Origin of the sequence: Desulfobotulus pelophilus (assembly GCF_026155325.1) — a bacterium.
Classification (GTDB): Bacteria; Desulfobacterota; Desulfobacteria; order Desulfobacterales; family ASO4-4; genus Desulfobotulus; species Desulfobotulus pelophilus.
In genome coordinates this window covers 157,765-171,124 of the sequence record NZ_JAPFPW010000005.1, presented here as the reverse complement: position 1 = coordinate 171,124, position 13,360 = coordinate 157,765, and the positions used below count along the sequence as shown (strand labels likewise).

General features: G+C 50.8%; 14 protein-coding genes. 5 read left to right on the top strand and 9 right to left on the bottom strand.

Going from position 1 to position 13,360, the window contains the following annotated elements:
* Positions 1-97: 97 nt before the first annotated feature.
* The 6 genes from divK to OOT00_RS06470 form a co-directional block, all read right to left on the bottom strand.
* On the bottom strand, positions 98-451 hold the full coding sequence (gene divK, locus OOT00_RS06495) for a DVU0259 family response regulator domain-containing protein (protein WP_265424503.1): 354 nt from the start codon (positions 449-451) through the stop codon (positions 98-100).
* A 109-nt stretch (positions 452-560) separates the two neighbouring features.
* Positions 561-947 carry an acidic tetraheme cytochrome c3 TmcA gene (tmcA, locus tag OOT00_RS06490; RefSeq protein WP_265424502.1) on the bottom strand — a complete coding sequence of 129 codons (387 nt, stop codon included), beginning with the start codon at positions 945-947 and terminating at the stop codon, positions 561-563.
* 17 nt (positions 948-964) lie between these two features.
* Positions 965-2,299 (bottom strand): electron transfer complex ferredoxin TmcB, encoded by a 1,335-nt coding sequence (gene tmcB, locus OOT00_RS06485; RefSeq protein WP_265424501.1) that lies wholly within the window; start codon positions 2,297-2,299, stop codon positions 965-967.
* Between the two features lie 10 nt (positions 2,300-2,309).
* On the bottom strand, positions 2,310-2,972 hold the full coding sequence (tmcC, locus tag OOT00_RS06480; RefSeq protein WP_265424500.1) for a TmcC family electron transfer complex membrane anchor subunit: 663 nt from the start codon (positions 2,970-2,972) through the stop codon (positions 2,310-2,312).
* A 102-nt stretch (positions 2,973-3,074) separates the two neighbouring features.
* Positions 3,075-4,352, bottom strand: coding sequence for an electron transfer complex subunit TmcD (tmcD, locus tag OOT00_RS06475; RefSeq protein ID WP_265424499.1), 1,278 nt, complete (start codon positions 4,350-4,352; stop codon positions 3,075-3,077).
* A 487-nt stretch (positions 4,353-4,839) separates the two neighbouring features.
* The gene (locus OOT00_RS06470; RefSeq protein WP_265424498.1) at positions 4,840-6,306 is read right to left on the bottom strand and encodes a PAS domain-containing sensor histidine kinase; all 1,467 of its coding nucleotides are present in this window, start codon (positions 6,304-6,306) and stop codon (positions 4,840-4,842) included.
* Between the two features lie 246 nt (positions 6,307-6,552).
* Between OOT00_RS06470 and OOT00_RS06465 the strand changes: the two genes are divergently transcribed.
* Complete coding sequence (locus OOT00_RS06465) at positions 6,553-6,909, top strand: hypothetical protein (RefSeq protein WP_265424497.1); 357 nt, start codon at positions 6,553-6,555, stop codon at positions 6,907-6,909.
* On the opposite strand, the gene OOT00_RS06460 is transcribed toward OOT00_RS06465, so the two are convergent.
* Positions 6,899-7,264, bottom strand: a complete 366-nt coding sequence (locus OOT00_RS06460) for a flagellar basal body protein (protein ID WP_265424496.1) — start codon at positions 7,262-7,264, stop codon at positions 6,899-6,901. The two genes, OOT00_RS06465 and OOT00_RS06460, sit on opposite strands and share 11 nt — an antisense overlap.
* A gap of 125 nt (positions 7,265-7,389) precedes the next feature.
* Between OOT00_RS06460 and OOT00_RS06455 the strand changes: the two genes are divergently transcribed.
* The gene (locus OOT00_RS06455; RefSeq protein ID WP_265424495.1) at positions 7,390-8,367 is read left to right on the top strand and encodes an alpha/beta fold hydrolase; all 978 of its coding nucleotides are present in this window, start codon (positions 7,390-7,392) and stop codon (positions 8,365-8,367) included.
* Here OOT00_RS06455 and tsaD read toward each other — a convergent pair.
* Together tsaD and purM are read right to left on the bottom strand one after the other, a co-directional pair.
* Entirely contained in the window at positions 8,351-9,376 is a 1,026-nt protein-coding gene (gene tsaD, locus OOT00_RS06450; RefSeq protein WP_265424494.1) for a tRNA (adenosine(37)-N6)-threonylcarbamoyltransferase complex transferase subunit TsaD, read from the bottom strand. The genes OOT00_RS06455 and tsaD overlap by 17 nt on opposite strands.
* Before the next feature lie 78 nt (positions 9,377-9,454).
* Positions 9,455-10,501, bottom strand: a complete 1,047-nt coding sequence (gene purM / locus OOT00_RS06445; protein ID WP_265424493.1) for a phosphoribosylformylglycinamidine cyclo-ligase — start codon at positions 10,499-10,501, stop codon at positions 9,455-9,457.
* Between the two features lie 363 nt (positions 10,502-10,864).
* Here purM and OOT00_RS06440 point away from each other — a divergent pair, with 363 nt between their 5' ends.
* From OOT00_RS06440 to OOT00_RS06430, 3 genes are all read left to right on the top strand, one after another.
* Positions 10,865-12,229: a homoserine dehydrogenase gene (locus OOT00_RS06440; RefSeq protein ID WP_265424492.1), complete on the top strand. Its 1,365-nt coding sequence runs from the start codon at positions 10,865-10,867 to the stop codon at positions 12,227-12,229.
* Positions 12,230-12,307: 78 nt separating this feature from the next.
* Positions 12,308-12,916, top strand: a complete 609-nt coding sequence (thrH, locus tag OOT00_RS06435) for a bifunctional phosphoserine phosphatase/homoserine phosphotransferase ThrH (protein WP_265424491.1) — start codon at positions 12,308-12,310, stop codon at positions 12,914-12,916.
* Positions 12,917-12,934: 18 nt separating this feature from the next.
* Positions 12,935-13,255 carry a DUF167 domain-containing protein gene (locus OOT00_RS06430; protein WP_265424490.1) on the top strand — a complete coding sequence of 107 codons (321 nt, stop codon included), beginning with the start codon at positions 12,935-12,937 and terminating at the stop codon, positions 13,253-13,255.
* Positions 13,256-13,360 lie beyond the last annotated feature (105 nt).

Genomic DNA, 13,360 nt, shown 5'->3' with positions numbered 1-13,360 from the left:
CCCTTTCATGCATTCATAAAAAAACCAAGGGCAGCCCGTTTACGGTCTGTCCTTGGTTTTTTTTATGCAATCTGACAAATATTCCCGAAGGGAAAGTTCAACCTATGGTATTTTTGATAATGCCAATCAGCTTTTCCGGATCAAAAGGCTTATCCAGATAAGCGATGGCCTTATTGATGGAAAGATGGCGGCTCTGCATACCGGAAATCACAATTACAGGGATATTGGCAAAGGCAGGATTTTTGGTCATGCGCCGGTAAAAACGTGGCCCCCACTCATCAGGCATTTCAAGATCCAGAGTGATAAGATCCGGCATTTCCCTTTCCAGAATCTCTGAGGCCTCTGGCCCCGAAGCGGCACCACAAGCCTCATACCCATTATCATTAAATACGTTCATCAGGTACTTGCGAATAATAGGATCATCATCCACTACCATGATTTTTTTGCGCATAATTATCTCCTCCAGGGATGGGATTGCACCGGATAATTTCCGGCCAGCTCCGGAACAAAGGCCGACCTCAGGCTGGATGCCGTGCCATGAGCACAACATCCGGCCTGAATCAGGGAGCCTGATGGCAGCCCGCGCAGGTTACAGGGCCGGCTTTTTGCTCAATATGGCAGCTGCGGCACTGCTGATGATAGGCTTCAATAAGAGGCAAAGTATTACCGCCATCGCCCATATGACATTCAGAACAGCTCAATCCTTCGGACGACTCAAACTCCACCAGTTCACCGTCTTCATAGTAATGATGGCAGGTGGCACAATCCATGACACCTGGCGCATCCATATGCATATCATGATCAAAGAAAACAGCCCCACGGGTTTTTCGCTCAAATGCGGGATCGGTCACAGTACCTTCATCTATACCGGAAAAGGCATTCATGGAAAAGACAATACAGGCCAGGACCCCGACTACAGACAGAAAGGCGACGGATTTTTTTAACATAAACACTCCTTTGCGGCTCATTCTGGCTTCTCCATGACTTCATAGATAATATCACCGAAAAACTTCAGATCCATCTCCACACCATAATGGTGAATAATATCTTCCAGCCCTCCATGACAGTTGTGACAGGGTGCAATGATCACCTCTGCCCCCAGAGCTTTGGCATCAAACAGCTGCCTGGCTTTCACAGAGTTGGATTCCACACGTTTATCCTTGAAAGGAGGCCCGCAGTTAATGATACCTCCACCTGCATTACAGCAGATGTTGTGTTCACGGTTGGGTGTCATCTCCACAACCGTATCACAGAGAGCATGGGCCAGCTCTCGGGCCTTTTCATAAAGGCCCATTCCCCTTGCTATATTGCAGGGGTCATGCAGGGTAACGGGCTGACTGAATTTTTTGGTAATGCGGATTTTTCCATTACATACAAGATCATGATAAAATTCAACCGCATGAATAACTGGGATTGGCGGCATCTTGAAGCCCAGCCATCGATTGCCCACATCATAAACAGAACGGAAGGCATGGCCACATTCTCCCATCACAATCTTTTTTACCCGCAGGCGGGCAGCTGCTTCAAAATGAGCCCGCTTGATTCGGCCCATCATTTCATTGTCACCGCTGAACATGCACAGATCCGAGTTATCCCAGCCCGGAGAACCCGGCATGGTCCAGTCAGAGCCCGCAGCCTCAAAAATCATGGCTGCCTGATAAATCAGCTGGGCACGGAACTTTGGTTCCGGTCCTATAACGGAATAAAATATGTCTGCCCCCTCCTTATCCACTGGAATACGGATATCGGGTGCCTCATCCCTGGCCTCTTCTTCCTGCCAGAAAAGGGTATCCACCCATTCGTCTCCGTTAATCCACATCTGGTTGAAGTGCACGGACTGGCTATGGGCTGTATCCTGCATATACCTGGGCACCACCCCGAGAAGGTGACAGATACGACGCACAAGGGTCATAAGGTAACCCACATCAATACCGAAGGGGCAGTACAGCACACATTTTTTGCAGAGATTGCATTCACTGTATGCAACCATAGCTGCTTCTCGGATAAAATCCGCTGATACCTTTCCCTTTTTCTGCATCATCACACCGATGGTGCGCTTTACCTTCCCGGCGGGGGACAATTTAGGATCCCGGTTCATGGAAAGAAAATGATGACAGGCATCGGAGCAGAGACCGCAATGAACACAGGTCCGGGCATAGGTTCTGAGACGCGCTCCTGCCTCACGGTTCAGTACCCGTATAATCACGGATTCAATGCGCTCCGGCGTCAGACGGGCAAGGCCCGCCTCAATGCCTTCATCAACAATATTTTTTGTTGCCTGTATTGCCTGCTGTGTCATGACGCCTCCCTTACCAGTCGCGGGCATGGCGGATACCGCCGAATTCAGAGCCCATATAACCACGAGTCATGAAAAATAAAACCATATGCCCCAAACGCGTAAAGGGAATGGCCACCAGAAGAATTTCCCCGGACAGCATGTGGAGAAGGGTGATCCATTCAGCAGCCCACCATCCTTTAAACGCCCAGATACCCGTCAGAAAAGGCAGGGCAATCAGGATGAGAATCAGATAATCCGAAACCGTTGTCAGATAGCGCACTTCCGGCAGAATCAGCCTCCTGCCCATAAAAAAAAGCAGGGCAAGCAGCACAGCCCAGCTCACCCACTCCACAAAAACATCCGGAAGGGTTGGCCATGAAAGCCCGAAGGCCTCATACACCATGATCATGTGCGCAAAAATCAAAAAGGGCATCACCACCATTCCAAGGTGAAAAACAAAAGTCACCACTGTCATGATCGGATGGCGCCGCATGTTCACCGTGGCAAAGGGGGTCAGCCAGCGAAGAATGGATCGCAGGGCATAGCGGGGATGAAAATACTCGATCACCATCCGGTCCGATGCCGTCTGTCGGACCGCCATGGTAATTCGGTATACGCAGCCAATGACAAAGCCGATGATTGCCGCAACAGCCAGAGGGCCGGCAATAAAGGCATACAAGGTTTGCAGGGTCATGGATCCTCCTTTATCAACGTCCGGAAAAGGGCTTTTAGCACCTGCCAACGTTGTGTACAGTGCTTAAACAAAAAGCCCGAAGGCTGTCCGTTTCATCAGCATTTATCCGATCTCAAGAACTTCCCGGAAAATTTTACCAGCAAGGTCCCCCTCACTACCCACACCACGAATCAGAACACGCTGACCATCCGGGCTGAAAACCGGATCCCAGGCGAAAGCAAGTCCGGACACCATCGTTTTTCCATTTACATATACCCCAAAGCGTCCCTTATCCCGAGCACGGCAACCAACATGGTTCCCGTCGGGTGAAAACACCGGTGCCCATATCTGATCAAATCGCTGGTCCCATACCTTATCATCACAGGCAATGGTCCACATATCACCGTTTTTACCCGTGCATGCCAGCCGCCTGCCATCCGGACTGAATACGGGATCCATAACCATTTCGCCAAAACGCTGGCTCCAGACTTTCCCGTCTTCCACCAGAGTCCACTTACCAAACTCCGGAGCACAAACCCCGGCAATCTTTCCGCCTGCATCACTGACCACCAGCTGCCAGAGCTGCACAAAACTTTCCGCCCACAGAGGCTCTCCGTCAACACACAATCGCCATTTGCCTCCGGAACGGGCGGGGACAGCTATACGGCCATCTTTCAGAAACAGCGGCTCCCAAACACCATCAAAACGCTGCTTCCAGCTTTTGCCATCCACAACAACCGTGTAATCATAAAGGGTTGACCGGGCGGCAGCGGCAACCCTCCTGCCATCTTCTGAAAAACGCACATCCCAGAGATTCACAAAGTTCTGGTTCCAGGCTTCTCCGTTCACAGCAACCGTAAAACAGCCGCTCTGAAACTTTTCTATATCCCCCTCCTGCAGGGCCACGGTCTGCACAACAGCAGCCAACTGGTCACCAGCAGATGCCATGGCAAGATCATTAATGGCAAAAAAAGTCTTTTCCCACATGTTACCATCCAGAACGGCAGCATACTGCCGCCCCTGTTGCACAGCTGCACCGATACGGGTGCCATCCCGGCTCTGCAGGGGTGTCCATAAAAAATCAAAGCTTTCGTCCCACACCCTGTCATCCACGGCAACGGACCAGGCTCCCAGCTCGGAAACAAGGCAGGAAAAACGTCCGTCCGTACCATAGCCAGGTTTCCAGATTTTATCCCAACGACCTTCCCACAACTCCGTTCCGCAGATAACAGAATATTCCGCTTCATCCGTTCGTACAATGGCAGCGGCCTCTTCTCCATCAGGACGCATGAAGGGTTCTTCCACATAGCCATACTCTTTTTTCCACTGGTCCAGATCCGCCACTATGCGGCGACCGGTCTGCCAGTCCCATGCTGCTTGCGATATTGCATTCTGCATCATCGGCGCATCTCCTCAGAAATACGGTGGTTACTAACCACCGGCTGGATTGGAATGCTGGCCCTGCCACCCTGGCAGGCCTGCAGACGCCATTCTTGATGGTAGATCAAAAAGCAAATTGCAGGCCAAAGGATCAGAAAACCCCCTTTGCCAATCAAACTTTCTTTTACAAAAAAGAATCAGCCATTAGTTTTATTGATACAAAACAGAAAAAAACTCAGACCGGGCAATATAGACAGCAGGCAGGATACAGATAAAATAAAGGTGCCGTTTCCTTTTTCCTTTCTCACCGCATCCATCAATGCCGCCAGATACACGAGACAGAAAACAACAGAAAGATTATTCCAGAAAAAGATAACTGGCATCATACCATAAAAACACAAAGGGCAGGACCAAAATACAAAAGCAAAACGTTTCTGTTTTTTCTGCAGGCCATGCATACCTGCCAAAAGACTTAATTTTCGGACTCTTTTTCCAAAAAGTACGTTTTTCAGGACTTCTCCTGCTCAAGGATCTCCCGCTTTCCCCGTACCATTTCCCCCAGAATCTTCGGCATGCGAAGGGTAAAAACGGTTCCTTCTCCTGGTGTGGACTGAACACGGATATCGCCTCCATGCTGATGCACAATTCTGCTTGTGATAAACAGCCCGAGTCCCGTACCGCTCCTCCCTTTGGAGGAAAAAAAGATGGTAAACATACGCTTGCGGGTTTCCTCATCAATACCGGTGCCGTTATCCCGTATTTCAATGAGCACATCATTGGCATCATCCGATTCCCGGGCATGCATTTCTATGCGGTGCATATCTTTCTCAGCATCAGCTACACAGGCATCCAATGCGTTCTCCAGAAGATTGATCAGGGCCGTTCTGAAAATACCGGTATCCACCTCGAAAAAATCCAGGCCGGAATCGAAAAAAGGAATGAAGTGAATTCCTTGAACCCGAATTCTCGGAGCCATGGTCTGAAAAACATCCTCAAAAAAACTCAAGGCATCCACGCGCTCCCAATCCACCGGCCTGTCCTTTGCATAGAAAAGGATATCCAGAACAAGACTTCGCAAACGCTGTGTAATGTGCTTGACCGCCTCAAAGCCTTCCTCCATGTCCTCGGTTCTGTTTTTCAAAAAACCTGAGCTCATGAGATAAATACCCCCATCCATACCCGTAAGCAGTCCTTTGATACTGTGGGAAAGGGTACTGATCATCAACCCGAGATGGGAAAGGTGCTCACGCTCTCTGTGAAAATTGGTAACATCCGTACTCACCATCATGATTTCCTGAAAACCACCGCTCTCATCATAAATGGGGGCTGTCCAGACCAACAGTCTGACCTCCTCCCCCTTACGGTTGATCATCAGCATTTCTGACTGATGCATGGTCCCGTCCTGAATAGTTTTTTTTAAGGGGCAATTGGGACAGGGTGCGGACCGGACCTGAGGATCATCCCTGTAAACCATATAACAGGGCAGCCCCGCACGCACTCCGAAATCCTGGGCAAACCTCCTGTTTACCGCCCTGATATTACATTCTTTGCCCTGAATGGTGATATAACAGGGGGCACTGTGAAAAATCCGCTCCAGACGGAGGAATTCCCCTTCTTTCTGCCTGCGCTGTATGTGCCGACGGAGCAAAGCCGTCATATCCGAAGCCCTCAGGGGAAGAAACAGGAGATCCACAGCTCCCCTGTCCATGCATCGCAACATGTCTTCCTCCTGAGCAGTTTCCCCCAGAATAACAAGATCACAACGACCCGCCAGGCTCCGCACACGGTCCGCAAGTACCTTTGCCAGCTGGATGTCCGCTGGCATCTGCCAAATTACCAGATCAGCATCCCAGGCAAAAGGCTCCGCACTTTCCGGAGGATAAATGTGCAGCTGCACCGTATCCGTATCCAGAAAGGGAGAAAGCAAAAAAGTATTCTGGCTGTCTTTGGGTATCCACATGATACTCAGAACCATATGTCTATTCCATAAAAATATAATATAAATTGCATTTTCAGCAGTTTTCTGCTGTCTTGAACCCGGATTGTCCGTCCATTACGTCATGCAAAATATCAGCCACAAACTACTGGCTGCAAAACTCCCCACTCACAAAAAGCAATAGAACACGGCAGCCCCTAAAGAAAATGACCGTTTGTCCCGAAGAAATCATACGCAGGACTCTAAAAAAACAGATGGTAAAAAGTCTAGCACAGGAGACAGGAAATGGCACTCACCAGAAAAGAAAAAAAAATACCCGATAAGCTTTTCGAAGCAATTTTTACCAGAAAAACACTCATGGCTCTGGCCTTCTGCCTTCTTCTATTTCCGCCTCATCTCAAAGCGCAGGCCCCCCCGCGCCATCCCAGCCCGGACTGGACGCCTCCGGGGAACAGAGCCAATTACCCCGGCTATGAAATGAGGGAGCAGAAAAAGCAAAATCATCCGACCTGGCAACGCAACACAAACCGCCCCGGTGGCAACACACGAGGCGGCGGAACAACGAATTATTATGATTACCGATCCATTTCAGAGCAGACAGGAAAAATGGAAAACCGCAGGGCTGAAAAAATTATTCCCTGATGGAAAGAAGAGAACCCAGCATTTCGTCAGCAGTTCGGATCTGGCCCGCATTCGCTGCATAGCCATTTTTATCTTTGATCGAGCGGGCTGTTTCCACGGCCAGATCGGTCTCGGATGGCAAGGGTTGAGTTGTCAGCTGACGCCCTTTTTCACCGGCAAGCTGTGGAGGTACGGAACCGGCGCCCCTTTGAGGAAAATGCACCGTTGGGCCAGCATCTTTCTGCCCTTCTACCAGCACGGCCTCCTGAGACTTAAAACCGTTCGTGTTCACATTGGCAACATTATGGGCTGTCGCAGAAAACCGCGCGGCGATGGCCTTCATGGCAACTACACCGGTTCCGACAGATCTCAGCATGGCGTCCTCCTTTCGGGCTGCTCGGACTGAAAACCAAACAATATGCTTATTACAGTACGCATTCCCAAAGCAAGGGTCAACACCCGGCCACCGGCTCTCATCTTTACAAACAAGGAGCACACCTTTTGAAAACAGCACGGATTCTCATAGCCATCATCATTCTTCTTGTGGCCATTCCTTATGGCTTGTTGCAACTGTTTCCTGAAAAGGCATTTGAGCTGGCGCTGGATGCTGAACGGAAGCAATCCGGTCTTGAACGCAGGGAAATTCATTTTAGCAGAGATCTTTATTTTGTTTATCTTGAAGGAGGTCAGGGCGAACCGCTTGTCCTTCTGCACGGCTTCGGTGCGGACAAGGACAACTTCACAAGGATCGCCAAGTCTCTCACCCCTCACTACCATGTAATCATTCCGGATCTTACCGGATTCGGAGAGTCCGCCCGACCTGACGACTATGACTATACTCCGGCTGGGCAGGCTTCAGGCCTGCATACGTTTATCAAGGGCATGGGCCTGTCCGGAATTCATCTTGGGGGAAGCTCCATGGGCGGTCAGATTGCCATGGAGTATGCCAGTCTCTTCCCCGACTCCGTGGCCAGCCTGTGGCTTTTGAATCCCGGAGGCCTCTGGGACGGCCCCTTGGCCAACACCTGGAAAGAACTTCTCATCAACGGCGAGGACGCCAAAAATCCGCTTATCATAGAAAAGGAAGAAGACCTGATGGCCCTGACGCCTCTGGTCATGGAAACACCACCTTTTATACCCAAAGTTTTTCAAAAGGTGATGGCTGCAAGGCGTATCAAAAATGCCGCTCTGGAGAAAAAAATATTTGAAGATATCCTTGCCCACCCCATTACGGAGACCATCCGGGGTCTTGCTATTCCAAGTCTTATTGTCTGGGGCAAAGAAGACAGAATTCTCCATCCGGCCAATGCAGACAAACTGAAAGGCCTGCTGCCAGCATCAGAGGTCATTCTCATGGAGGGAGTCGGACATCTTCCCATGGTGGAATCCCCCCTGGAAACGGCCCGTGCCTACCTGGACTTCCGGGGGCGCATCCGCGAGGGGACACAAACAAACCATTCTACTAGCGATGCACCATAACCCTGCGTCCGGGATCCGTGGCTCTGGAAAACACATCGGCATCCAGAGCCAGTGTTTTCCCTGCTTTCAGATAATGAAATCCAGCAGCAGCTATCATGGCGGCATTGTCACCGCAAAGTGACACCGGAGGAATGTGAAGCCGGATGCCCCTGTCAGACGCCATCTGGGCCGCCCTTCGCTGCAGTCCCCGGTTAGCCGCAACCCCGCCCACAATGGCAAGGTCGCTGCATCCAGCGATTTCCACGGCAAGAAAGGCTTTGGCCACCAGCACATCTACCACAGCTTCCTGAAAAGAGGCGGCAATATCCATGCAAGATGTGGCTCCTTCATCCTCCGAAAGAAAGCGGGCCACCGCAGACTTCAGACCGCTGAAACTGAAATCCAGACTGTCTCCATCCAGAAGAGCCCTGGGAAAAACAAGCCCACCGGTCTTACCCTGTACAGCCATGGCGTCCAGAACGGCACCTCCGGGATATCCAAGCCCCATCATTTTGGCAACCTTGTCATAGGCTTCACCGGCAGCATCATCACGGGTTTGCCCGAGAAGAATCATGGTCAGAGAATCGACCACATGATACAATGCCGTGTGACCACCGGAAACCGTAAGGGCCACAAAGGGATAGGCAGGAGGATCCCTTTCTGGATCCAGAAATACGGAGTGGACATGGCCCAGAAGATGATTCACCCCCACACAGGGAATGCCAAGCCCAAAGGCAAATGCCCGTGCAAAACCAAACCCCACCAAAAGAGCTCCCACCAGTCCGGGGCCCTGCGTAACGGCTACCGCATCCACGTCAGACGGTGCCATACCGCAACCACCAAGAACTGCTTCCACAACGGGGCAGATGGCTTCCACATGATGGCGGGAAGCCAGTTCCGGCACCACCCCGCCATATCGGTGGTGAATATCCACCTGTGAGGCTACCTCGGAACACACAATCCGCACACCATCCTCAACCACGGCAGCGGCGGTTTCATCACAGGAAGATTCTATTCCAAGAACACGCATTTTTCCCCTCAGACAACAATGACCGGAAAAGCCATTTCTGACTGATTCCGGTCATTACTCACCGTATCCGAATTCCATTCAATCGAGCCACAACACCTGGGGCTCATCTCCTTCCCGGGGTACCACATCCCCGATCACAAATGCCTTTTCTCCCATGATACGCAGACGATCCATCACATCGGACACGGCATTCTCCGGCACAACGGCCACCATCCCGATGCCCATATTGAAGGTGCGATACATTTCCAGCTCCTCAACGCCCCCTCCCTTCTGAAGAAAAGGAAATACGGGTGGCACATCCCAGCTGTCCCTGCGGATACGCACCTTGCAGGCCTGGGGCAGAATACGGACAATATTTTCCGTGATACCGCCACCGGTAATGTGGGCCAGACCATGAACGGGCTGGTCCTTGATCAGAGACAGCACGGAATCAACATAGATGCGGGTCGGTGTCAGCAATACCTCGCCTATGGAAGCACCAAGGCTTTCCACAAAACTGTCCACCCTGAGCCCAAGGGTATCAAAACAGATTTTGCGAACCAGAGAAAAGCCGTTGGAATGCAGGCCGCTGGAAGCAATGCCCACCAGCTGATGGCCTCCCCGGATAAAGGAACCATCAATGATTTTTTCATTATCCACAAGTCCAACGGCAAAACCAGCCAGATCATATTCTCCATCGGAATACAGACCCGGCATCTCGGCAGTTTCACCACCGATCAAGGCACACTGAGCCTGACGACATCCTTCGGCAACCCCCTGAATCACGGCCGCAGCCACATGATTCTCAAGCTTTCCGATTGAAAAATAATCAAGAAAAAACAAAGGCTTAGCGCCCTGAACCAGAATATCATTTACACACATGGCAACAAGATCAATGCCAATGGTATCGTGACGGTTCATCATAAAAGCCACCTTAAGCTTGGTGCCCACACCATCGGTGGAGCTGACAAGCACAGGCCTCTCAACGTTGCTCAGGTTCAGGGAATAAAGCCCCCCAAACCCCCCAATCTCTCCCATAACACCCGATCTGGGCGTATTGTTGGCAATCTGTTTGATAGTTTGAACCAGGTTGTTGGCCTTATCTATATCCACACCGGCATCCGCATAGGTCAGGGGCTTGGTCATCAGGAGGATCCTCTATTAACGCTACTATTGAATATAAAAAAACCTTAAAAAAAATTCCCAAAAACCTTTAAAAATTACCCCTCCGAACCCCGAAAGTCAAAACAATTTTTGACTTCAGGCAGGAGCTATTGTAGGAAGAACCGGTAAGAAGACCCGGCTTCTATCCTATTTTTACCCGCTGCATGAAAACAGTTTGAACCTGATTTTTTTTATGTTCACAACTTCCTGTTCATAAGGTTTCAGAACGGAAAAATTATTTTATCCCATGACAGGGAGGTCGCTGACGCCCCTCCCCCATTCCCGGCCTGTGCCCGGAAAATCAATTACAAACCCCGGATTTCCTTATTACCCCACGGAGTCTGAATGAAACGGATGCAAATCGGTCTGATCGGATGCGGTACCGTTGGCGAGGGTGTCGCCCGTATTCTTATGGAACAGAAAGAACTGATCAAAAATCGCCTCGGCATGGAGCTTATCCTTAAAAAAGTTGCGGATACGGATACCACCAAAAAACGGTCTGTCACCTTTGACAAAGGAGTTTTCACCACGGATGCATCCGAGATTCTGAATGATCCCGATATTGATGTGGTAGTGGAAATGGTGGGCGGAACCGGTTTTGCCAGAAAAGCCATCCTTCAGGCGCTGGATTCCGGAAAGCATGTGGTTACAGCCAATAAAAAACTGCTGGCCCTGGAGGGTAACACCCTTTTTGCCAAAGCTGCCCGAAACAGCGTTACCATTGCCTATGAAGCCAGCGTGGGCGGCTGCATGCCCGTTATCAAAACCCTACGCGAAAACCTTGTTGCCAACCATATTTCTGCCATGACCGGCATTCTCAACGGAACCTGCAATTACATTCTCTCCGAAATCACCCGGCTGGGCCTTTCCTTTGACGAAGCCCTTTCCCAGGCGCAGCAAAAAGGCTTTGCCGAAGCAGACCCCACCCTGGACATAGAAGGCTTTGATGCAGCCCATAAGCTTGCCATTATCTCCGCCATTGCCTATGGAATGGAAATCGACTTTGAAGGTGTCTATGTGGAAGGCATTTCCCGCATTGAGCCCCTTGATATTCTCTATGCCGATCAGTTCGGTTATCGGATCAAGCTTCTGGCCATTTCCAAAAATCATGAAGACGCCATTGAAGCCCGCGTTCATCCGGCCATGATCCCCGTAGACAGCCTTCTTTCCCAGGTGGGAGGGTCCGTCAACGCCCTCAGCATTTTTGGAGACTGCACCGGAGAAATGATGCTGTATGGGCACGGCGCCGGCATGATGCCTACGGCCAGTGCCGTTGTGGCTGATCTTGCCGACATTGCCCGGGACATAAAAAGGGAGGATGGAGGCCGTCTTCCAGCCCTGGGGTACCCAGCCAGCAATATCCGACGGATTCCCGTGCTTCCCATTTCCGAAATCCGAACCCATTATTATTTCAGAATTTCCGCTGCCGATCAGCCAGGTGTGCTCTCAAAAGTTTCCGGCGTGCTTGCCAGATACAACATCAGTATCATGAGCGTGCACCAGAAAGAAAGGCACGCTTCCGACGCCGTACCCTTGGTCTTCATGACCCACAAAGCCAAGGAAGCCGATGTGCGCCAGGCTCTTGCAGAAATCCGGGCTCTTCCCGAGATCGGCAGTGATCCCGTACTGATCCGTATTGAAGACCCTGGAACCAACGGCCGGGATGAATCGCAAAACAAGACAGGTCAGCCGTCAGCAAGCTGCCTCTGACACTGACAGCATAAGTGCTGCAAGATTGATGCAACACAGCAGCCCTGTTTTCCCCAACCCCATACCATAAGGTTCACCATGCATATTATCTGTTCTGATCTTGAAGGTGTTTTTATTCCGGAAATCTGGATCAACGTTGCCGAACGCACGGGAATCAGCGAACTGCGCCTTACAACCAGAGATATTTCCGACTACGATGAACTCATGACCCACAGGCTGAAGGTGCTGGATGCCCACGGGTTAAAACTGCAGGACATACAGGCCGTAATCGCCACCATGGAGCCCCTGCCCGGCGCGTTTGAATTTGTCCGCTGGCTTCGGGAACAAAGCCAGCTCATTGTAGTTTCCGACACCTTTTTACAGTTCGCGGCCCCCCTCATGGAAAAACTCAACCGCCCCACCCTTTTCTGCCATGAGCTGGAAGTGGCTGCAGACGGCCGGATTACAGCCTACAAACTTCGCCAGAAGGACGCCAAAAGAAAGACGGTCAATGCCTTGAAAAGCCTTGATTACACCGTACTGGCCTTTGGCGACTCCTACAATGACACAGGCATGCTCGAAGCCTCTGACTTCGGGTTCTTTTTCCAGCCGCCGGACAATGTCATAAAGGATTTTCCCCAGTTCCCCGTCACAAGGGACTATGAGACCCTGAAAGATTTCATACGGCAGTCCCTGAAACTGACATAAAGGTCCCAGGGAAAAATCATGGCCGAATTTATGAAACCCCACAGAGAAGGGATCTCCCTTCTTCTGCATGTACAGCCTAAGGCTTCCAGAAATGAAGTGGCAGGCATTCACGGAGGGGCCTTGAAGGTCCGTATCAAGGCCCCTCCCGTGGACGGTGCCGCGAATGAGGCCTGCCTGAAATTCATGGCCACTTTTCTGGGCATGCCCCCCTCAGCCCTGACCCTCCTCTCCGGTCATAGCGGCAGGCAGAAAAAAATTCTTGTGACAAGGCCCCCAGACTGCAGCCCGGAAACTTTTTTTCGAAAAATACAAGAACTATTCCGGAACATTCCAAAATGATGGCCTCGTAAAAACACTCCATAAACCAGCATACACAAATGATTTTACCCGTAAAAAAAACACATCACACCGTGCCGCGGTAGCAGAACGCAAACTTTTTTATAA

Coding starts and splice junctions, on each gene's coding strand:
- divK (WP_265424503.1), bottom strand. CDS start 451: ATGCGCAAAAAAATCATGGTAGTGGATGATGATCCTATTATTCGCAAG.
- tsaD (WP_265424494.1), bottom strand. CDS start 9,376: ATGCGTGTTCTTGGAATAGAATCTTCCTGTGATGAAACCGCCGCTGCC.
- tmcA (WP_265424502.1), bottom strand. CDS start 947: ATGTTAAAAAAATCCGTCGCCTTTCTGTCTGTAGTCGGGGTCCTGGCC.
- purM (WP_265424493.1), bottom strand. CDS start 10,501: ATGACCAAGCCCCTGACCTATGCGGATGCCGGTGTGGATATAGATAAG.
- tmcC (WP_265424500.1), bottom strand. CDS start 2,972: ATGACCCTGCAAACCTTGTATGCCTTTATTGCCGGCCCTCTGGCTGTT.
- thrH (WP_265424491.1), top strand. CDS start 12,308: ATGCATATTATCTGTTCTGATCTTGAAGGTGTTTTTATTCCGGAAATC.
- OOT00_RS06430 (WP_265424490.1), top strand. CDS start 12,935: ATGGCCGAATTTATGAAACCCCACAGAGAAGGGATCTCCCTTCTTCTG.
- OOT00_RS06440 (WP_265424492.1), top strand. CDS start 10,865: ATGAAACGGATGCAAATCGGTCTGATCGGATGCGGTACCGTTGGCGAG.
- OOT00_RS06460 (WP_265424496.1), bottom strand. CDS start 7,264: ATGCTGAGATCTGTCGGAACCGGTGTAGTTGCCATGAAGGCCATCGCC.
- tmcD (WP_265424499.1), bottom strand. CDS start 4,352: ATGATGCAGAATGCAATATCGCAAGCAGCATGGGACTGGCAGACCGGT.
- OOT00_RS06465 (WP_265424497.1), top strand. CDS start 6,553: ATGGCACTCACCAGAAAAGAAAAAAAAATACCCGATAAGCTTTTCGAA.
- tmcB (WP_265424501.1), bottom strand. CDS start 2,299: ATGACACAGCAGGCAATACAGGCAACAAAAAATATTGTTGATGAAGGC.
- OOT00_RS06470 (WP_265424498.1), bottom strand. CDS start 6,306: ATGGTTCTGAGTATCATGTGGATACCCAAAGACAGCCAGAATACTTTT.